Origin of the sequence: Hydrogenophaga sp. 2FB (assembly GCF_005503365.1) — a bacterium.
Taxonomy (GTDB): Bacteria; Pseudomonadota; Gammaproteobacteria; order Burkholderiales; family Burkholderiaceae_C; genus Hydrogenophaga.
In genome coordinates, this window is record NZ_SCML01000003.1 from 137,223 (window position 1) to 154,893 (window position 17,671).

Here is a 17,671-nt window from a genome sequence, read left to right on the forward strand (position 1 = left end):
ACCTCACCACACCGCGTGCGGGTGCGCACGCGCCAGGCCCTGCATTTCCGCGAGCAGGAAACCCATGTGCTCGGAATGCACGCCGCGCTGGCCTTGCGGCACGTGGCCCTGCGCGGCAGGGCGCTGCAGCGTGGCTTCGTTCAGGGTGTCGTCGACCAACGCATCCCACTCGATCTGGAGGCAGGCCACATCGACACCGGTGCCGTTTTGCACCGCAGCCGTTTCGGCGTCGCTGCCGATCCAGAACGCCTGGCAGTAGGGCCGCAGGTGGTTGAGCGCGGCTTGTGCGCGGGCGTGTGATGCGTCGGTGCCATCGCCCAGGCGCACCAGCCAGTCGCTGGCGTGGCGCAGGTGGTAGCGCACTTCCTTCAGCGACTTGGCCGCGATCGCGGCAAGCTGCGCGTCGGTCGAGGTCTGCAGCCGGCTCCAGACCAACACCATGAGCGCGCTGTAGAGAAAGTTGCGCGCGATCGTGGTCGCGAAGTCGCGGTCGCCGCGCACCGTGCCGGCCAACGGGCCGCTGTGAGGCAGTTCCAGCAAGGTGTGGTTGCGGAATTCGTGCGTGTCGCGAAAGTAGGCCAGGGTGTCTTCGGTCAGCGCGCCGTTCGCGCGCGCGCCGCGCAGGTGGGCGAAGCGCTGCGCTTCGGCCGCGTCGGCGTTGATGAGCGTGGCCGCGTGCTGGTAGAGCAGGCGCGCCTGACCGAGCAGGTCCAGGCTGTTGTTGGCCAGCGCAAGGTCTTCTTCCAGGATCGGGCCGTGGCCACACCACTCGGCGTTGCGCTGGCCGAGGATCAGCGCGTTGTCGGCCAAGTGCAGCAGGTAGTCGACGGGTGCGCTGCTCATCACATGTGCCCCACTTTGTCCGGGATCTCGTAGAACGTCGGGTGCCGGTACACCTTGTCGGCGGCCGGGTCGAAGAAACTGTCCTTGCTGTCGGGTTCGCTGGCGGTGATGCTGCTGGACTGCACCACCCAGATGCTCACGCCTTCCTGGCGCCGCGTGTACACGTCGCGCGCCAGGTGCAGCGCGTGTTGCGCGTCGCTTGCGTGCAGGCTGCCGCAGTGTTTGTGTTCCAGGCCCTGCTTGCTGCGCACGAAGACCTCCCAGAGCGGCCATTCTTTGAGAGCGGTGGTCATGCGGCCTCCTTCAGCGTGCGTTCCTGTTGCTTGCGGGCGTGGGCGAGGGCGGCTTCGCGCACCCAGGCGCCGTCGTCCCAGGCTTTCACGCGCGTGGCCAGGCGTTCCTTGTTGCACGGGCCGTCGCCATTCACCACCGCCCAGAACTCGTCCCAATCGATCTGGCCGTAGTCGTGGTGACCGCGCTCGGCACTCCACTTCAGCTCCGGATCGGGCAGGGTGACGCCGAGAACCTCGGCCTGCGGCACGGTCGCGTCCACAAACTTCTGGCGCAGGTCGTCGTTGCTGATGCGCTTGATGCCCCAGCGCATGCCTTGCACGCTGTTGGGGCTGTCGGCGTCGGGCGGGCCGAACATGGCCAGGCACTTCCACCACCAGCGGTTCACGGCGTCCTGCACCATGGCCTTCTGTTCGGTGGTGCCCTGCACCATCACCATGAGCGATTCGAAGCCCTGGCGCTGGTGGAAGCTCTCCTCCTTGCAGACACGGATCATCGCGCGCGCGTACGGGCCATAGCTGCAGCGGCACAGCGGAATCTGGTTCATGATCGCCGCGCCGTCCACCAGCCAGCCGATCACGCCGACGTCGGCCCAGGTCAGCGTTGGGTAGTTGAAGATCGAGCTGTACTTGGCCTTGCCCGAGTGCAGCGCGTCGAACATCTGGTCGCGGCTGGTGCCCAGGGTTTCGGCGGCGCTATAGAGGTACAGCCCATGACCGGCCTCGTCCTGCACCTTGGCCACCAGGATGGTTTTGCGCTTCAGACTTGGCGCGCGCGAAATCCAGTTGCCCTCGGGCAGCATGCCCACGATCTCGCTGTGCGCGTGCTGGCTGATCTGACGCACCAGCGTCTTTCGGTATGCCTCCGGCATCCAGTCGCGCGGCTCGATCTTGCCGTCGGCGTCGATGGCGGCATCGAAATGCGCCTGCAGCGCCGCATCGGCTTCCACCAAGGGAACCGCCTTGAGCGCTGCGGTCTGCGGGTCTGCGGCGTCCGGCACATTGAACGACTGGGTATACATCGGCGTCTCCTGGCCCCGTTTGGGAAGCCGTGGCGCCAGTATATTCAGTTCGCCAACCGCCTGGTCGGTTAACTCGGGAAAAGCCAGCCGGCCCCTACGTTTGCTTGCCGGGCGGGTTGAATCCGTCCGGCAAGTGCCCGCATGCCTGACCGCCTGCTTTCACCCCAACATCCCGTTCGTGGCTCCGTGATCGTCGCCGTTCCGCTTGGCTTGGGAGCATGACGCTGGCCCGGCCCCGTTGACCTCAGCCGCCAGACTCGAGCGCCTGTGATTTGCCGCGCCCGCGTCCGAGGTGGGTCAGCAGCTGTGGCAACACGTCCTGCAGGGCGCCTTTGAGCGTGTGCGGTGGGTTGATCACGAACATGCCGCTGGCGGTCAGGCCGGGCCGATCCTCCGGGCCATGCGAGGGATCCTGGCCGATGGCCAGCGTGGCGTTGAGCCAAGGCTTTTGCGCCTGGTTCGACAGCGTGCGCAGGCGGCGCGGCAAATCGTGCGCTTCCGGCCGAGGAATCACGGGGTACCAAACCAGGTAGGTGCCCGTGGGAAAACGTTTGATGAGCTCTTGTATGCAGGCGCTCACTTTTGCGTAATCGCTTTTGATCTCGTAGCTCGGGTCGATCAGCACCAGTGCCCGCTTCGAGCCGGTGGCCGAAGGAGGAGGCGGCAACATCGGCTTGACGCCTTCGAAGCCGTCCTGCCGCGCTACCGTGACGAGGCGGCCAGCTTCCAGTTGGGCGATGTTGGCGGAGAGTGTTCGGCTGTCGGTCGGATGCAACTCGAACAGCTTGAGCCGATCGCGCGATTCGGCCCGCAGCAACTGGTGCATGACGAAGGGCGACCCGGGGTAGACACGCAAGGATCCGGAGGGGTTAAAGCTGGCCACCAGATCCAGATAGTCATCGATCGCGGGTGCGACGGCCTTGACCTCTGGCCGGTCGGCGGCCCGCAGCGCGCCCATGAGCTTGACCACACCGTCCTTGGCCTCGGCCCCGGTTTCGGTGTAGTCGCCATCCAGGCGGTAGAGCCCGGCGCCGGCGTGGGTGTCGATCAAGGTCAGCCCCGCTTCTTTCTGCATCAAATGGCGCAGTGTGGCGATCAAGGTGATGTGCTTGAGCACATCCGCATGGTTGCCGGCGTGGAAGGCGTGTCGGTAGCTGAACATGCCCTGATGGTAGCCGGCTCGACCAACGAATCCGCAAATTTGCCGTCAAGGCCTGGAATTTCGTACAATCGAAGGCTTCGCAGCGATTTGCTGGCTCCGCGGCGAAGACTTCAAACCCACCTAAGAGCGTTCCGTCAGAGAACGACCGACCGTGGAAAAGAGCCGCCAAACCCTCTCCTACAGAGAAAACTCATGACCAAAACGTTCAGCGCCAAACCCGCTGACGTGACGCACGAGTGGTTTGTGATTGACGCGACCGACAAGGTCCTCGGACGAGTAGCCAGTGAAGTTGCTCTCCGTTTGCGCGGCAAACACAAGGCCATTTATACGCCTCACGTCGATACCGGTGACTTCATCGTCATCATCAACGCAGCCAAGCTCCGCGTCACGGGCAACAAAGCCCTCGACAAGGTGTACTACCGCCACTCGGGCTTCCCCGGCGGTATCTATGGCACCAACTTCCGCGACATGCAGGCCAAGCACCCAGGCCGCGCACTCGAGAAGGCCGTCAAGGGCATGCTGCCCAAGGGCCCGCTCGGCTACGCCATGATCAAGAAGCTCAAGGTGTACGGCGGTGCAGAGCACCCGCACACCGCCCAACAGCCGCAAGTGCTGGAAATCTAAAGGAGCCTTGAGATGATTGGTGAATGGAACAACGGAACCGGCCGTCGCAAATCCAGCGTCGCCCGCGTGTTTCTGAAAAAAGGCAGCGGCAACATCACGGTGAATGGCAAGGACATCCAAGCCTACTTCGGTCGTGAGACGTCCATCATGATCGCCAAGCAGCCCCTGGTGCTGACCAACCATGCCGAAACCTTCGACATCCAGGTCAACGTGCACGGCGGCGGCGAATCCGGCCAGGCCGGTGCGGTGCGCCACGGCATCACCCGCGCCCTGATCGACTACGACGCGACGCTCAAGTCGGGTCTGTCGCAAGCAGGCTTCGTGACGCGCGATGCGCGCGAAGTGGAACGTAAAAAGGTCGGTCTGCGCTCTGCGCGCCGCCGCAAGCAGTTCAGCAAGCGCTAAGCACGCTGCACATGCTCCAGAAGCCGCCTTCAAGTTCAAACTTGGGGCGGTTTTTGCTTTCTGGGGCAGGGTTGCGTTTGCTTGCACTTTTAAGGGTCTGAATGCGGTTTCGCCTGTTGCGACGAAGGTTGACGGTCAGTGCCCCGAGGGTCTCGGTGCGCAGCGCGATGCCGTGGCCTTTTCGCTGGGTGCTGGGCGCGCTGCTGCTGGGGTTTTCGGGCGCGCTGGCGGTCTGGGCGTTTGAGTTTGGCAAAGACATTGCCGGGCTGGATCGCAATGCCCAACAGGAGCTGGTGGAGTTGCGCCGCGAGGTGCAGATTCTGCGCACCGATCTGAGCGAGGCCCAGTTGGTGGCCAACACGTCTGACAGCTTGCTGATCACCGAACGTGCGGCGCAGGAACAGTTGATGGTTCAGATCCGGCAACTGCAGGCCGACAACGAACTGTTGCGCAGCGATCTGGGCTTTTTCGAACGCCTGATCCCGGGCTCGGGCAGCGATGCGCTGAGCATCCGCGGCCTGCAGGCCGAGCGGCTTTCAGACACCCAGCTGAAGTGGCAGGTGCTCATGATCCAGGCCGCCAAGAACGCCCCCGAATTCAAGGGGACCCTGGAGGTGACGTTGTCCGGCAAACTCGCCGGCAAGCCCTGGTCGGTCAAACAGGCGCCTGGGCCGCAACCCGTGCTGATCAAGGGCTATCTGCGCCTGGAGGGCGTGGTGGACGTGCCGGCGCAGGCCGTGGTAGAAAATGTGACCGCCAAAATCCTGCAGGGCAACTCGGTCAGGTCCATGCAATCTTTCAATCTGTGACCCACACGGTCCGCCGTCAGGAGAGCCTCATGTTCGCGAAAAAGAAGCAGCCCCCCATCAAGAGTCTGATTGCCCAGGGCACCCGCATCGAGGGCAACGTGCTCTTTCACGATGGTTTGCGCATCGACGGCGAAGTGGTGGGCGACATCCGGGCCAGCGACGAGCGGGCCAGCATTCTGGTGATCAGCGAGGTGGCGGTGGTGACCGGGCAGATCCATGCCGATCACGTGATCATCAACGGCCACGTCAAGGGTCCCGTGCTCGCGTTCGAGTTGCTGGAACTGCAGCCCAAGGCGCGTATCGAAGGAGATGTGTCCTACAAGGCCCTGGAAATGCACCAGGGTGCCACCATCTCTGGCCAACTCAAGCCGATGGCCAGCGGTGTCGAGGACAAACCCACACTGAAGCTGGCGGCAAACAACGGCTGAGAGGCGTTCCCCGGCGCTTTGCCGTAGTATCGAAGCCAATAGTTTCTTCGGGTGCGTTGCACCCGCCCTTTCGACAAGAGGTATCCCATGAATGCAGTGGCCGAACAGATCCCGACCGACATGCCGGCCCCGCTGGTTTTCACCGACAGCGCGGCGGCCAAAGTGGCGGAGTTGGTGGCCGAAGAGGGCAATCCCGACCTCAAATTGCGGGTGTTCGTGCAAGGCGGCGGTTGCTCAGGCTTCCAGTACGGTTTCACGTTCGATGAAATCACGAACGAAGACGACACCACCATGACCAAGAATGGCGTGTCTCTCTTGATCGACGCGATGAGCTACCAGTACCTGGTGGGCGCCGAGATCGACTACAAGGAAGACTTGGAAGGCGCGCAGTTCGTGATCAAGAACCCCAATGCCACGACCACCTGTGGTTGCGGCTCGAGCTTCAGCGTCTGACGTTCAGCTGAGCACCACAAAAAAGGGAGCCGTCGGCTCCCTTTTTTGTGGTCAGCAAGGCAATGCGCCTTACTGGGCGCTGGCCTGCTGGATGCTGGCCGCGGCATCCAGTTGCAGGCGCTGCATCTGGGCCACGGCGTCAAAGCGCTGGCGCAGGGCGGGAGACACAGGAATGGACTCGCTCTGGCGCGCGATGGACAGCGGATCGACATGCACGCCATTGTCGCGGAACTCCAGGTGCAGGTGCGGGCCGGTGGAGGCGCCTGTGGTACCCACGGCGCCGATGAAATCGCCCTGGCCAACACGCTGGCCCTGGCGCACGCCAATGCGGCTCAGGTGGGCGTAGACGGTGACCTGGTTGTTTCGGTGGCGGACGTAGATGACGTTGCCGTAGCCACGTTGCACCCCGGCGAACTCGACCGTGCCGTCACCAATGGTGCGCACGGGGGTGCCGGTGGGGGCGGCGTAGTCAACGCCCATGTGCGCCTTGCGCCCGCCCGTGATGGGGTGGAAGCGGATGCCGTAGCCGCTGCTAACGCGGGAGAACTCCAGCGGCGAGGCCAGGTAGTAGCGGCGCGCGCTCTGGCCGTCGAAGCCGTAGTAACCGCCCTTTTGGCCCGGCTCTTCAAACCACACGGCTTCATGTTCCGTGCCATCGTTGACGAATTCGGCGCTCAGCACGCGGCCGGTGCGCAGACTCTCGCCGTCGGCTTCCAGGCTTTCATAGACCACGCTGAAGCGGTCGCCCTGGCGCAGGTCGCGGCGGAAGTCGATGTTGCTGGAGAACATTTCGGCCAACTGGATGGCGATGGGCTCGGGAATGTTGGCCGCGTCGGTGGCCGCGAAGAGCGAGCTGCGGATCGTGCCGCTGGCCAGTCGGGTGGATGCCGTGAGGGCGCCTTGCTCAAGGCGCGAGTTGAGCACGCCGCTGTCGGACTTTTCCACGACCAGGCGGGTGAAATTGCTTTCGTCGGCGGAGAGCCAGCGCGCGGTCAGGCGCAGCAGCTCATGGCGGTCGGTGGCTTCCACGCTGACCAGCCGGCCGGCGCGGCCGGATTGCAGCAGTTGGCGGGCCAGGGGGTCGTTGCGCAGGAAGGCCTGGGCGGTAGAGTCCGGCACGCCCAGGCGCTGCAGCAGGCTCTGGGCGGTGTCGTCGCGGCGGGTGGCCTCGGTGCGAAACAGCACCATGGGCGCTGCCGTGAGGGGCGAGGCAGCCAGCGCGTCGAGATCGGCTTGCGCCGGTGCGTTCAAGGCTTCAATGACCTGGTGCACCGGGATGTTGGAGGCATCGGGCGCGAGGGGCGCGATGCCGAAGGCGGTCACGCCGGTGCCCAGCAGCAGCACGCCCAAACCGCCCATGATGCGGCGGGGGTGGCGCGAGAGGCTCTGGCTTGTGGCACCAATAAGCTGTGCCAGCGTGTGGAGTAGCGGACGGGTCAAAATCGGTTTTCCGGTAGGGGCCGCTCCCAACGGGGGAGCCGCGCACAGAAAAAGAGCGTTTGAGGCGGAACAAGTTCACCCAAACGCTCGGGCGGTGACTGATGGACTTGATATCGTGCAAAAAGTGCGCCAACTAAAATCCGTCACCAGCACCGGGCATTTTAAACGGTGCCCCCTCCTCCGCATCTGAAGAAACCCGTATGACCGCCCCTGCGAACGAATCCGAAAGTCCTCAAAAAAATGTCCCATTGACGGACGGCGTCAGAGAAGCGCTGGGCGTCACGCTGCGCGGGTGCGAAGAATTGATTCCACAGGCGGACTGGATCAAAAAATTGTCACAGTCGGAAACCAGTGGTGAACCGCTGCGCATCAAGCTGGGGCTGGACCCGACCGCGCCCGACATCCACGTCGGTCACACCGTGGTGCTCAACAAGATGCGCCAGTTGCAGGACCTGGGGCATCAGGTGATTTTCCTGATCGGCGATTTCACCAGCCTGATTGGCGACCCCTCGGGACGCAACAACACGCGCCCGCCGCTGACACCCGAACAGATCAAGGCCAACGCCGAGACGTACTACAAGCAGGCCAGCCTGGTGCTGGACCCGGCGCGCACCGAGATTCGCTACAACAGCGAATGGAGTCTGCCGCTGGGTTCGATGGGCATGATCCAGCTCGCGGCCAAGTACACCGTGGCACGCATGATGGAACGCAACGATTTCCACGACCGCTTCAAGGCGGGCACGCCGATCAGCGTGCACGAGTTTCTGTACCCGCTGATGCAGGGTTACGACTCGGTGGCGCTCAAGAGCGATCTGGAGCTCGGTGGCACCGATCAGAAGTTCAACCTTCTGATGGGGCGTCACCTGCAAGCCGAATATGGCCAGTCGCCGCAGTGCATCCTGACGATGCCGCTGCTCGAAGGCCTGGACGGCGTGGAAAAAATGTCCAAGAGCAAGAACAACTATATCGGCATCACGGAAGAGCCGAACACGATGTTCGCCAAGGTGCTGAGCATCTCGGACACGCTGATGTGGCGTTGGTACACGCTGCTGTCGTTCAAATCGCTGGCGCACATCGATTCGCTGAAGAAGGCGATCGCCGATGGCGCGAACCCGAAAGACGCGAAGGTGGCGCTGGCCAAGGAGATCACCGCGCGCTTTCACAGCGCCGCAGCGGCGGAGGCGGCGGAGCAGGATTTCATCAACCGCAGCAAGGGCGGTGTTCCCGATGAAATTCCCGAGGTGTCGCTGTCGGGCGCGCCCTTGGGCATCGCACCGCTGTTGAAGTCGGCCGGGCTGGCGCCTTCGAACAGCGAGGCCAACCGCCTGATCGAGGGTGGTGGTGTGCGTGTCGATGGGACGGTGATCAGCGACAAAGGCTTGAAGTTGCCGGCCGGGACCTTCGTGGTGCAGGTGGGCAAGCGCAAGTTCGCTCGGGTGACTTTGGGCTGAGGCTTCTGTCTGCTGCCTCGCGGGCTCGGAGAGCCTGGGCGCTCTGCTCCGCGGGTGTCCCCCGCCGGCTGGAGCCGGCTCCTCCTTTACCCCGCTGCGCAGAGCACCCAGGCTCCCCGATCCGAAGTGTTGTCGGTCTGTTGCCATTTGAGTGCCCTTATGTTGGCTGCCTGAGTGACAGGGGTGGCGGGCGCAGCGACGTAAAGGAGGAGGGCGGCGTAGCCGCCCGGGGGACAGTCGCGGAGCCCGCCACCCCTGGCGCTCAGGCCACGAAGAAGCCTGCGAGCGAAAGACTCAACGAGCCCCAGCCTTCTCCAGCATCGCCACCATGGCCGAGTAGCCACGGGACTTTGCGAGTGCGAGAGGCGTCTGCCCCGTGCGGTCCGCCAGTTGCAGATTCGCGCCCGCGTCGATCAGCGCCTTGAGCGTGGCCTGGTGACGCGCACCGCCATCGCCCAGCACGATGGATTCGATCGTCGCCGTCCAGTGCAGGTTGTTCACGTGGTCCAGCGGCGCGCCCGCGGCGATGAGTTGGCGCACGACGCCGTCGTGACCAAGATGCGCGGCCGCGATCAAGGCGGTGCCGTCGTAGCGGCTGGTGATCTGCTTCGCGCCGGCGCCCAGTTGCAGCAGCACGCGCAGTGTGTCCTCGTCGTCGGCGACCGAGGCGATCGTCACCGCGTCATAGCGGTCGTTTTCCAGCCGGTTGATGTCGGCGCCTGCTTTCACCAGTGCACGCACCGCCTCGCGCTGCCGCGCGAAGGTGGCGACGTGCAAGGGCGTGCGGCCGCGCGCGTCGCTGGCGTTCACCGCCGCGCCATTGGCCACCAGCTGCGCGATTTTCGCGGCGTTGCCCTGGTGGGCGGCCGCGTGCAGGCCGCTGTAGCTGGCGGCCTCCGAGGGGCTGGGCCCCACCTGCGCCCACGCGGGCGAGAGGGCCAGGGTGAGCAACCATGCGGACCAGGTTCGACGGTTCATGACAGGACTCCTCTCGAAAAGCGGGCGGTGGGTGTGATTACTTCAGTTGGTCCTTGACCTTGTCGAGCGCGGCGATCGCGCACTGCTCGTCCAGGTGGCCGCCGGGCGCACCGCCCACGCCGACCGCGCCGATCACTTCGTTGCCCACCTTCACCGGCACGCCGCCGCCGAGCAGCAGGTAGCCGGGGATGTCGCCCAGGTTGGCGGCGGCGGGGTTCTTCTGCGAGCCTTCCATGATGGCGAGCGTGGTGTTCTTGGCCGAGGCCGAGGTGTAGGCCTTCAGGCGGCTGGCTTCGAGCGTGTGCGGGCCGGCGTTGTCGGCGCGCATGACGGCACGCACCGTGCCGGCGCGGTCGACCACCGTGGCCGCCACGTTGTAGCCGGCGGCGCTGCAGGACGCGACGGTGGCGGCAGCAATCTGTGTCGCGAGGTCGAGCGACATGTTCTTTTCCACGCGCACGCCCTGGGCGCTGGCGAGGCCGGCGGCGGTGAGCGAGAGGGCAATCAGGGTGGCTTTGGCGAAGGCTTGCATGGTGTTCTCCGGTGTTGTGAAACGGTTCGATCAACCGTGGGAGAACTGTAAAAATCGCAGCGCGAAACCACCATTCGGGCGGCTACGCGCGGGCCTCCGTAGAACTACGCAGTGCTGTCGTCCACCAGCGTGGCGTAGTGCCGGATCAGCTGCGCCAGCGAAGGCGCCTGCAGCTTGGCGAACAGGTTGGCGCGGTGTGTCTCCACCGTGCGCGGCGACAGGCCGAGCGCGCGGCCAATCTCCTTGTTGGTCAGGCCTTCGACGATCAGGCCCAGCACCTCGCGCTCGCGCTCTGAGAGTTGCGCATAGCGCTCGCGCGCCGCGCGGTCGGCTTCCTGGCGCTGGCGCGAGCGCACGTGCTGGCGCACGGCGTTCTGCAGCGCTTCGAGCAGGGCCTCGTCGTTCACCGGCTTTTCCAGGAACTCGGCCGCGCCGGCCTTGAAGGCACGGCGGCACATGTCCACCGTGCCGTGGCCGGTGAGCATGATCACCGGCTGGCCCACGCCTTGTTCGATCAAGGTGTCGAGCACGCTCAGGCCGCTGATGCCGGGCATGCGCACGTCCAGCACGATGGCGCCGATGCCGTCGCGATCGAACTGCGCCAGAAACGCTTGCGGGTCGCTCCAGGCCTGCACGCGCAGGCCCACGGTGCCGATCAACAAGGCCAGGCTGTCGCGCACCGCCTCGTCGTCGTCGAGCAGGTGCACCGTGGGTGACAAGGTGTCGGGTGTGTTCACGAACGGTCTCCTGTGCTCAAGGGCAGCTTCAGGCTGAACACGGCGCCACCGAGCGCGCGGTTGGCCGCGCCCAGCGATCCGCCCATGCCGTTGGCCAAGGTTTCGCACAGGCTCAGGCCCAGCCCCAGGCCGCCGTCGCGCGTCGAGAAGAAGGGCTCGAACAGGCGCGGCAGGACTTCGGGCGCGATGCCCGGTCCGCTGTCGGCCACCAGCAGTTCACCACGCCCGTCGTGCGCGCCGAGCGTGAGGGTGAGCGAGCGCTGGGCCGGGGGCACCTGCTCCAGCGCTTGCAGCGCGTTGAAGATCAGGTTGTGCACGATCTGGTCCAGCGCGACCGCGTCGGCCTGCACGGTCACCGCATCAGCGCCGTCCAGCACCGGCGTCACGCCACGGCGTTGGCATTCGGGCTCGAGCAGGTAGAGCGCGCGCTTCACGGCCTCGTTCAGGTTCACCGCTTGCAGCGAGCCGCTGGCATCGGGCCGTTCGACCGCGCGGCGCAAACGGCCCACCACCTCGGCGGCGCGGCGTGCCTGTGCCACCGCCTGCGCCATGGCGCCACGCGCGGTGGCCAGTTCGGGTGGCTCGTCGTCGAGCAGGCGCTGCGCGGCCTGCGTGTTGGCCAGCACGGCGGTGAGGGGCTGGTTGAGTTCGTGCGCCATGCCGGCGGCGAGTTCGCCCAGGGTGTTCAGGCGCGCCACCTGGCCCAGGCGCAGCAGTTCTTCGGCGCGTCGGCGCGCCGCGCGCTGGCGCTGCAGGTGCCGCAGCGCGGTCAACAGGGCCGCCACGATCAAGGCCCACGCCAGCATGCGCGTCCAGGGCAACTGGCCTGGGCCCACCGTCAAGGTGCTCACCACGTCGAACGACTGGCTTTCGCTGGCCAATGGCTTGCGCGCTTCCCAGTGCCAGCCGGTCTGCGAGGCCTGGGCGCCGGGCTGGATGACGTAGCGCTCGCCCGCCTGCTCCAGCACCACGCGCACCGGGCTGCTCTGCGGTTCCATGGGCCACTCGGTCCACGGCACCATCGCGCGCATGTCCAGATCGAGCGCGTAGCTGGTGGGCGTGGCGGACAACACCAGTTGGTAGCGCCCGTTCGCGAGATTGGTGGCGCCGAGCGCGGCGCGGCGCTGCACGTGCGACGCGGCTTCGGCGCGGGTCAGCTGCGCGTCGGGCCAGGCCTGGTCGGGGTCGCGCCGTTGCACGGCCAGAATTTGCGGGTACAGCGCGGGCAGCCGCTGCTCGGGCGAGGTGGTGGGGGAGTCGAGCGGCGCAGGCTGCAGCAGCGCCAGCGTGGCCAGGATCGCGTCGTGCTGCACCACCTGCTGGCTCAGCAGCCGGTGCACGATGCGCGCGTCGGTCTCGAACAGTGCGCGCTGCTCGTCGAGCGACTGGCGCGCGAGCCCCACCGCGCCCGCCAGGGCCAGCAAGACCCCGCCAGACACCCACCACTTCAAACCCTGCCACGCCTGTTGCCGCATGCGGCGGATTCTGGCATGGGCATGGGCGTGGCGCTGGCCCCGGCACAATCGCGGCATGACCTCTCCCTCGATTCGTTTGCTCACGCCGCGGCGCCTGCTGATGGCCTCGATCGTGGTGGCGGTGGTGACGATCGCGCTCAAGACCCTGGCCTGGGTGATCACCGATTCGGTGGGCCTGCTGTCCGACGCGATGGAGTCGCTGGTGAACCTGGCCAGCGCGGTGTTCGGGCTGGTGATGGTGACCATCGCCGCGCGACCGGCCGATGAAGACCATCCCTATGGCCACCACAAGGCCGAGTACTTTTCCTCGGGCTTCGAGGGCATCCTCATCGTCGCGGCGGCGCTGGGCATTGTCTGGGCCGCCAGCCAACGGCTGTTCGACCCGCAGCCCATCGAGCAGGTGGGCTGGGGCCTGGCGTTGTCCGTGGCCAGTTCGGTGCTCAACGGCGCGCTGGCGTGGGTGATGCTGCGCGCTGCGAAGGAGCACCGCTCGATCGCGCTGGAGGCCGACGCCAAGCATCTGTTCTCCGATGTGTGGACCTCGGGCGGCGTGGTGCTCGGTGTCGTGCTGGTGTCCCTGACAGGCTGGCTCTGGCTCGATCCGCTGGTGGCCATGCTGGTGGCGCTCAACATCCTCAAGGAAGGTGGGCGCCTGCTGTGGCGTTCGTCGCAGGGTCTGATGGACGAGGCGGTCGAACCCGAGGTGATGGCCGCGATCCAGGCCGCGCTCGACGGCTTCTCGCGCACGCACGACACCGCCATCCGCTTCGACCACGTGAGCACGCGGCGCGCGGGGCAGCGCCGCTTCGTCGACTTGCACATGCACATGCCGGCCGCGTGGTCGCTGGGGCGCGCGGCGTCGATGCGCGCCCAGGTGGAGCGGGACCTGATGAACGCTGTGCCCGGGCTGCGCGCCACCATCCAACTGCTGCCCACCCATGTGGAAACGCATTTTTTTGACGAGGACGATGTGAAATGATCTCGCTGCTGCAGCGTGTGAGCGAAGCCCGTGTGGACATCGCGGGCGAGACGGTGGGCGCCATCGGCGCGGGTCTGTTGGTGCTGCTGTGCGCGGAGCCCGACGACACCGAAGCGGTGGGCGAGAAGCTGCTGGCCAAGGTGCTGAAGCTGCGCATCTTTGGCGACGAGGCGGGCAAGATGAACCGCAGCGTGCAGGACATCGGCGGCGGCTTGTTGATCGTGAGCCAGTTCACCCTGGCGGCCGACACGAAGAGCGGCAACCGACCGGGCTTCACGGACGCCGCGCCGCCGGCGCTGGGCGAGGCGCTCTACGACGCGTTCGTGAAGGCTGCAAGGGCCGCGCACCCGGTGGTGGCGGCGGGCCGCTTCGGGGCCGACATGCAGGTGCACCTGGTCAACGACGGGCCGGTGACCATTCCCTTGCGGATGTCGAATCAGGCGTAGGGATTCGGTTGGCCCAGGCCGGCGAGGATTTGAATTTCGCGCGCTTCCATTTCCTCGGCATCTTCTTCGCTGGTCTCGTGGTCCCAGCCCTGTGCGTGCAGCGTGCCGTGCACCAGCAGGTGTGCGTAGTGCTGCGCCAGGGTCTTCTTCAGCTCGGCCGCTTCGCGCGCGACCACCGGCGCGCACAGCACCAGGTCGGCCGTCACCACCGGTTCGGTGGCGTAGTCGAAGGTGAGCACGTTGGTGGCATAGTCGCGGCCGCGGTAGTCGCGGTTGAGCGCCTGGCCTTCTTCGGCGTCGACGATGCGCACGGTGATCTCGGCATCGGCGTCGAGCGCGTGGCGGATGCAGCGCACCACGCTGTGGCGCGGCAACGCGGCGCGGTGGGTGGCGGCGTCCTGCAGGTCGCTGAACTGCAGGGACAGGCTGAGCGAGGGAAGTGCCATCAGCGTTGGGCCGGTTGGGCGAAGCAGTTGGACATCAGGATCTGGTCTTGCACGTTGGGGTCGGTGGCGATGGCGCTCAACTCGCCCTTCATGCCCTGCGTGTACCAGCTCAGGCGGAGCTTCTCGTCCAGCGCGAAGAAGCGCACGCCGGTGGTGGCCTTGCGGCCCTGCAGCATGAGCGTGCGGTGATTGTGGTGCAGCGCCGCAAAAGTGGTGCCGTTGCTCAGGTTCAGGTAGGCCAGCTCGATCTCCGCATCGCCATCGCAGCGGTAGCGCACCGACTGGCTGCTGAAGATCAGCGAAGGTTGTTGGGCGGCCGGTGCTGGGGAGGGCTTGCTGCCCTGGGCCGAGGCGTTGAGGGCCAGCGCGGCAAGAACGCCGGCGAGCAGGGTGCGTGCGAGCATGGTCAGGCGAGTGTCAGTGGGCGGCGCGGCGCGCGCGCTTCGCAGGCGGTGCGATGGCGTCATCGCGGTTGGAGGGGCGTGCGTCGTAGGCGTCCACGATGCGCGCGACCAGCGGGTGGCGCACCACGTCGGCGCTGGACAGGCGGGTGAACGCGATGCCTTGCACGCGCTTCAACACGCGCTCGGCATCGATCAGGCCGCTCATTTGTGTGGGGGGCAAATCGATCTGGCTCACGTCACCGGTGATCACCGCCTTGCTGCCAAAGCCGATGCGCGTGAGGAACATCTTCATCTGCTCGACCGTGGTGTTCTGCGCCTCGTCCAGGATCACGAAGGCGTGGTTGAGCGTGCGCCCGCGCATGAAGGCCAGCGGCGCGATCTCGATCTGCTGGCGCTCAAAGGCCTTCTGCACCTTCTCCGCACCCATCAGGTCGTACAGCGCGTCGTACAGCGGGCGCAGGTACGGGTCCACCTTCTGGCCCAGGTCGCCGGGGAGGAAGCCGAGCTTCTCGCCCGCTTCGACGGCCGGGCGCGTGAGCACGATGCGCTGCACCGCGCTGCGCTCCAGCGCGTCCACCGCGCAGGCCACGGCCAGGTAGGTCTTGCCGGTACCGGCAGGGCCGATGCCGAAGGTGATGTCGTGCGTGGACATGTTCTCCAGGTAACGCGCCTGGTTGGGCGTGCGCCCGCGCACCTCGCCGCGCCGGGTCTGCATGGCCAGCGCGCCATCGCCCGGGTCGGCCAGGGCGGTGTCGCCGCTGAGCATGAGTTGCACCTGTTCGGCGGGGATGGGCTTCTTGGCCATTTCGTACAGCGCCTGCAGCGTTTCCAGCGCCTGGTTGGCCTTGGCTTTGGGGCCTTCGATGCGGAACTGTTCGAAGCGGTGCGCCACTTTGACCTGCAGGGCCGCCTCGATGCTGCGGATGTGGCTGTCCATCGGACCGCAGAGGTGCGCCATGCGGGTGTTGTCCGGTGGGGAGAAGGTGTGTCTGAGAATCAAGCCGATAATTCCTTGAAAGGATGTTCCGATGATAGGCAAGTTGACCGGTACGCTGCTGGAAAAAAATCCGCCCCAGATCCTGCTGGATTGTCATGGCGTGGGCTACGAGGTGGACGTGCCCATGAGCACCTTCTACAACCTGCCCGCCACCGGCGAGAAAGTGGCGCTGCTCACGCACTTCGTGGTGCGCGAGGACGCGCAGATTCTGTACGGCTTTGGCTCGTCGGGCGAACGCGAGGCCTTCCGCCAGCTCATCAAGATCAGCGGCGTGGGCCCGCGCACCGCGCTTTCGGTGCTCTCGGGCATGAGCGTGGCCGATCTGGCGCAGGCCGTGAGCGCGCAGGAAAGCGGGCGCATCGTCAAGGTGCCCGGCATCGGCAAGAAGACCGCCGAACGCCTGCTGCTCGAACTCAAGGGCAAGCTCGGCGCCGACCTGAACCTGCCCGGCGGCGCCGGCCCGGCGCAGAGCGATGTGCAGAGCGACATCCAGCAGGCCTTGATGGCGCTGGGCTACAGCGACAAGGACGCCACCGCCGCGCTCAAGGCCCTGCCCAAGGACGTGGGGGTGAGCGAGGGCATCAAGCTGGCCCTGAAAGCACTGGCGAAATGAAGCCCCCACGCTTGTCACTGCGTGTACTGCGCTGCCCCCCGCAGGGGCTGTCGCTCCTTGGGGCGGCCCTACGGAGCGACGCATGACCATCCAGACCGACGATTTCGCTCCCGCGCCGCGCGTGGTGTCCGCCGCGCCGGCCTCGCCCAAGGAAGAGGCGATCGAGCGCGCGCTGCGCCCCAAGCTGCTCGACGAGTACGTGGGCCAGGTCAAGGTGCGCGAGCAGCTCGAGATCTTCATCGGCGCGGCCAAGAAGCGCAGCGAGGCGCTGGACCACGTGCTGCTGTTCGGCCCGCCCGGCCTGGGCAAGACCACGCTGTCGCACATCATTGCGCAGGAGTTGGGCGTGAACCTGCGCCAGACCAGCGGGCCGGTGCTCGAAAAGCCCAAGGACCTGGCCGCGCTGCTGACCAACCTCGAAGCGAATGACGTGCTGTTCATCGACGAGATCCACCGGCTCAGCCCGGTCGTCGAGGAAATCCTGTACCCCGCGCTGGAGGACTACCAGATCGACATCATGATCGGCGAAGGCCCGGCGGCGCGCAGCATCAAGCTGGACCTGCAGCCCTTCACGCTGGTGGGCGCGACCACGCGCGCGGGCATGCTCACCAACCCGCTGCGCGACCGCTTCGGCATCGTGGCGCGGCTGGAGTTCTACACCGCCGAAGAACTCGCGCGCATCGTCAAGCGCAGCGCGGGTTTGCTCAACGCGCCGATGGACGAAGAAGGCGGTTTCGAGATCGCACGCCGTTCGCGCGGCACGCCGCGCATCGCCAACCGCCTGCTGCGCCGCGTGCGCGATTTCGCGGACGTGAAGGGCAACGGCACCATCACCAAAGACATCGCCCACCGCGCGCTCGCCATGCTCGACGTGGACCCTCAAGGCTTCGACCTGATGGACCGCAAGCTGCTCGAAGCCGTGATCCACCGCTTTGACGGCGGGCCGGTCGGCCTGGACAACATCGCCGCCAGCATCGGCGAAGAGCGCGACACGATCGAGGACGTGATCGAGCCCTATCTGATCCAGCAGGGCTTTCTGCAGCGCACGCCACGCGGGCGCATCGCCACCCTGGCGGCGTACCGCCACCTGGGCGTGGCGCCGCCCAGCACGGCGAACGAGCTGTTCAGCGAATAGAA

22 protein-coding genes are annotated in these 17,671 nt (G+C 66.2%); 10 read left to right on the top strand and 12 right to left on the bottom strand.

Features of this window, described 5'->3' with window-relative positions:
- Positions 1 to 3: 3 nt before the first annotated feature.
- The 4 genes from paaC to FFS09_RS02900 all read right to left on the bottom strand — a co-directional run bounded on the left by paaC (position 4) and on the right by FFS09_RS02900 (position 3,317).
- A complete protein-coding gene (gene paaC / locus FFS09_RS02885; protein ID WP_137917356.1) occupies positions 4 to 843 on the bottom strand; it encodes a 1,2-phenylacetyl-CoA epoxidase subunit PaaC in 840 nt (279 codons plus the stop codon).
- Positions 843 to 1,136 carry a 1,2-phenylacetyl-CoA epoxidase subunit PaaB gene (paaB, locus tag FFS09_RS02890; RefSeq protein ID WP_137917357.1) on the bottom strand — a complete coding sequence of 98 codons (294 nt, stop codon included), beginning with the start codon at positions 1,134 to 1,136 and terminating at the stop codon, positions 843 to 845. The genes paaC and paaB overlap by 1 nt, the downstream gene beginning before the upstream one ends.
- On the bottom strand, positions 1,133 to 2,155 hold the full coding sequence (paaA, locus tag FFS09_RS02895; protein ID WP_137917358.1) for a 1,2-phenylacetyl-CoA epoxidase subunit PaaA: 1,023 nt from the start codon (positions 2,153 to 2,155) through the stop codon (positions 1,133 to 1,135). The genes paaB and paaA overlap by 4 nt, the downstream gene beginning before the upstream one ends.
- 244 nt (positions 2,156 to 2,399) lie before the next feature.
- On the bottom strand, positions 2,400 to 3,317 hold the full coding sequence (locus tag FFS09_RS02900; RefSeq protein ID WP_137917359.1) for a 23S rRNA (adenine(2030)-N(6))-methyltransferase RlmJ: 918 nt from the start codon (positions 3,315 to 3,317) through the stop codon (positions 2,400 to 2,402).
- A 192-nt stretch (positions 3,318 to 3,509) separates the two neighbouring features.
- Here FFS09_RS02900 and rplM point away from each other — a divergent pair, with 192 nt between their 5' ends.
- From rplM to erpA, 5 genes are all read left to right on the top strand, one after another.
- The gene (rplM, locus tag FFS09_RS02905) at positions 3,510 to 3,941 is read left to right on the top strand and encodes a 50S ribosomal protein L13 (protein WP_137917360.1); all 432 of its coding nucleotides are present in this window, start codon (positions 3,510 to 3,512) and stop codon (positions 3,939 to 3,941) included.
- A gap of 12 nt (positions 3,942 to 3,953) precedes the next feature.
- Positions 3,954 to 4,346, top strand: coding sequence for a 30S ribosomal protein S9 (rpsI, locus tag FFS09_RS02910; protein ID WP_137917361.1), 393 nt, complete (start codon positions 3,954 to 3,956; stop codon positions 4,344 to 4,346).
- A gap of 167 nt (positions 4,347 to 4,513) precedes the next feature.
- Positions 4,514 to 5,155, top strand: a complete 642-nt coding sequence (locus tag FFS09_RS02915) for a DUF6776 family protein (RefSeq protein WP_354595862.1) — start codon at positions 4,514 to 4,516, stop codon at positions 5,153 to 5,155.
- A 29-nt stretch (positions 5,156 to 5,184) separates the two neighbouring features.
- Complete coding sequence (locus FFS09_RS02920) at positions 5,185 to 5,583, top strand: bactofilin family protein (protein ID WP_137917363.1); 399 nt, start codon at positions 5,185 to 5,187, stop codon at positions 5,581 to 5,583.
- Positions 5,584 to 5,670: 87 nt separating this feature from the next.
- A complete protein-coding gene (gene erpA, locus FFS09_RS02925; RefSeq protein WP_137917364.1) occupies positions 5,671 to 6,036 on the top strand; it encodes an iron-sulfur cluster insertion protein ErpA in 366 nt (121 codons plus the stop codon).
- Positions 6,037 to 6,105: 69 nt separating this feature from the next.
- Here the strand turns inward: erpA and FFS09_RS02930 are convergent, their stop codons facing one another.
- On the bottom strand, positions 6,106 to 7,476 hold the full coding sequence (locus FFS09_RS02930; RefSeq protein WP_252374201.1) for a M23 family metallopeptidase: 1,371 nt from the start codon (positions 7,474 to 7,476) through the stop codon (positions 6,106 to 6,108).
- Positions 7,477 to 7,676: 200 nt separating this feature from the next.
- Here FFS09_RS02930 and tyrS point away from each other — a divergent pair, with 200 nt between their 5' ends.
- Positions 7,677 to 8,927 carry a tyrosine--tRNA ligase gene (gene tyrS / locus FFS09_RS02935; RefSeq protein WP_137917365.1) on the top strand — a complete coding sequence of 417 codons (1,251 nt, stop codon included), beginning with the start codon at positions 7,677 to 7,679 and terminating at the stop codon, positions 8,925 to 8,927.
- A 294-nt stretch (positions 8,928 to 9,221) separates the two neighbouring features.
- Here the strand turns inward: tyrS and FFS09_RS02940 are convergent, their stop codons facing one another.
- From FFS09_RS02940 to FFS09_RS02955, 4 genes are all read right to left on the bottom strand, one after another.
- Positions 9,222 to 9,905, bottom strand: a complete 684-nt coding sequence (locus tag FFS09_RS02940) for an ankyrin repeat domain-containing protein (RefSeq protein ID WP_137917366.1) — start codon at positions 9,903 to 9,905, stop codon at positions 9,222 to 9,224.
- Positions 9,906 to 9,942: 37 nt separating this feature from the next.
- The gene (locus FFS09_RS02945) at positions 9,943 to 10,437 is read right to left on the bottom strand and encodes a GlcG/HbpS family heme-binding protein (RefSeq protein WP_137917367.1); all 495 of its coding nucleotides are present in this window, start codon (positions 10,435 to 10,437) and stop codon (positions 9,943 to 9,945) included.
- Between the two features lie 104 nt (positions 10,438 to 10,541).
- Positions 10,542 to 11,174, bottom strand: a complete 633-nt coding sequence (locus FFS09_RS02950; protein ID WP_137917368.1) for a response regulator transcription factor — start codon at positions 11,172 to 11,174, stop codon at positions 10,542 to 10,544.
- Positions 11,171 to 12,706: a sensor histidine kinase gene (locus FFS09_RS02955; RefSeq protein ID WP_252374202.1), complete on the bottom strand. Its 1,536-nt coding sequence runs from the start codon at positions 12,704 to 12,706 to the stop codon at positions 11,171 to 11,173. The genes FFS09_RS02950 and FFS09_RS02955 overlap by 4 nt, the downstream gene beginning before the upstream one ends.
- Here FFS09_RS02955 and FFS09_RS02960 point away from each other — a divergent pair.
- Complete coding sequence (locus tag FFS09_RS02960; RefSeq protein WP_137917369.1) at positions 12,705 to 13,628, top strand: cation diffusion facilitator family transporter; 924 nt, start codon at positions 12,705 to 12,707, stop codon at positions 13,626 to 13,628. The two genes, FFS09_RS02955 and FFS09_RS02960, sit on opposite strands and share 2 nt — an antisense overlap.
- Positions 13,625 to 14,074, top strand: a complete 450-nt coding sequence (dtd, locus tag FFS09_RS02965; protein ID WP_137917370.1) for a D-aminoacyl-tRNA deacylase — start codon at positions 13,625 to 13,627, stop codon at positions 14,072 to 14,074. Before FFS09_RS02960 ends, dtd begins: the two co-directional genes overlap by 4 nt.
- Here dtd and ybeY read toward each other — a convergent pair.
- The 3 genes from ybeY to FFS09_RS02980 are packed head-to-tail and all read right to left on the bottom strand — an operon-like array spanning position 14,065 to position 15,924.
- The gene (gene ybeY, locus FFS09_RS02970) at positions 14,065 to 14,520 is read right to left on the bottom strand and encodes an rRNA maturation RNase YbeY (RefSeq protein WP_137917371.1); all 456 of its coding nucleotides are present in this window, start codon (positions 14,518 to 14,520) and stop codon (positions 14,065 to 14,067) included. The genes dtd and ybeY overlap by 10 nt on opposite strands.
- Positions 14,520 to 14,924 (bottom strand): MliC family protein, encoded by a 405-nt coding sequence (locus FFS09_RS02975; RefSeq protein WP_171019843.1) that lies wholly within the window; start codon positions 14,922 to 14,924, stop codon positions 14,520 to 14,522. Before FFS09_RS02975 ends, ybeY begins: the two co-directional genes overlap by 1 nt.
- Before the next feature lie 13 nt (positions 14,925 to 14,937).
- On the bottom strand, positions 14,938 to 15,924 hold the full coding sequence (locus FFS09_RS02980; protein ID WP_137917373.1) for a PhoH family protein: 987 nt from the start codon (positions 15,922 to 15,924) through the stop codon (positions 14,938 to 14,940).
- 28 nt (positions 15,925 to 15,952) lie between these two features.
- Between FFS09_RS02980 and ruvA the strand changes: the two genes are divergently transcribed.
- Entirely contained in the window at positions 15,953 to 16,534 is a 582-nt protein-coding gene (gene ruvA, locus FFS09_RS02985) for a Holliday junction branch migration protein RuvA (protein WP_137917374.1), read from the top strand.
- 82 nt (positions 16,535 to 16,616) lie between these two features.
- Positions 16,617 to 17,669 (top strand): Holliday junction branch migration DNA helicase RuvB, encoded by a 1,053-nt coding sequence (ruvB, locus tag FFS09_RS02990; protein ID WP_137917375.1) that lies wholly within the window; start codon positions 16,617 to 16,619, stop codon positions 17,667 to 17,669.
- The last annotated feature ends 2 nt before the right edge of the window (positions 17,670 to 17,671 follow it).

Bases quoted from the DNA above. Each gene is read 5' to 3' on its own strand.
- paaC (WP_137917356.1), bottom strand. From the start codon at position 843: ATGAGCAGCGCACCCGTCGACTACCTGCTGCACTTGGCCGACAACGCG.
- paaB (WP_137917357.1), bottom strand. From the start codon at position 1,136: ATGACCACCGCTCTCAAAGAATGGCCGCTCTGGGAGGTCTTCGTGCGC.
- paaA (WP_137917358.1), bottom strand. From the start codon at position 2,155: ATGTATACCCAGTCGTTCAATGTGCCGGACGCCGCAGACCCGCAGACC.
- FFS09_RS02900 (WP_137917359.1), bottom strand. From the start codon at position 3,317: ATGTTCAGCTACCGACACGCCTTCCACGCCGGCAACCATGCGGATGTG.
- rplM (WP_137917360.1), top strand. From the start codon at position 3,510: ATGACCAAAACGTTCAGCGCCAAACCCGCTGACGTGACGCACGAGTGG.
- rpsI (WP_137917361.1), top strand. From the start codon at position 3,954: ATGATTGGTGAATGGAACAACGGAACCGGCCGTCGCAAATCCAGCGTC.
- FFS09_RS02915 (WP_354595862.1), top strand. From the start codon at position 4,514: ATGCCGTGGCCTTTTCGCTGGGTGCTGGGCGCGCTGCTGCTGGGGTTT.
- FFS09_RS02920 (WP_137917363.1), top strand. From the start codon at position 5,185: ATGTTCGCGAAAAAGAAGCAGCCCCCCATCAAGAGTCTGATTGCCCAG.
- erpA (WP_137917364.1), top strand. From the start codon at position 5,671: ATGAATGCAGTGGCCGAACAGATCCCGACCGACATGCCGGCCCCGCTG.
- tyrS (WP_137917365.1), top strand. From the start codon at position 7,677: ATGACCGCCCCTGCGAACGAATCCGAAAGTCCTCAAAAAAATGTCCCA.
- FFS09_RS02940 (WP_137917366.1), bottom strand. From the start codon at position 9,905: ATGAACCGTCGAACCTGGTCCGCATGGTTGCTCACCCTGGCCCTCTCG.
- FFS09_RS02945 (WP_137917367.1), bottom strand. From the start codon at position 10,437: ATGCAAGCCTTCGCCAAAGCCACCCTGATTGCCCTCTCGCTCACCGCC.
- FFS09_RS02960 (WP_137917369.1), top strand. From the start codon at position 12,705: ATGACCTCTCCCTCGATTCGTTTGCTCACGCCGCGGCGCCTGCTGATG.
- FFS09_RS02955 (WP_252374202.1), bottom strand. From the start codon at position 12,706: ATGCCGCGATTGTGCCGGGGCCAGCGCCACGCCCATGCCCATGCCAGA.
- dtd (WP_137917370.1), top strand. From the start codon at position 13,625: ATGATCTCGCTGCTGCAGCGTGTGAGCGAAGCCCGTGTGGACATCGCG.
- ybeY (WP_137917371.1), bottom strand. From the start codon at position 14,520: ATGGCACTTCCCTCGCTCAGCCTGTCCCTGCAGTTCAGCGACCTGCAG.
- FFS09_RS02975 (WP_171019843.1), bottom strand. From the start codon at position 14,924: ATGCTCGCACGCACCCTGCTCGCCGGCGTTCTTGCCGCGCTGGCCCTC.
- ruvA (WP_137917374.1), top strand. From the start codon at position 15,953: ATGATAGGCAAGTTGACCGGTACGCTGCTGGAAAAAAATCCGCCCCAG.
- ruvB (WP_137917375.1), top strand. From the start codon at position 16,617: ATGACCATCCAGACCGACGATTTCGCTCCCGCGCCGCGCGTGGTGTCC.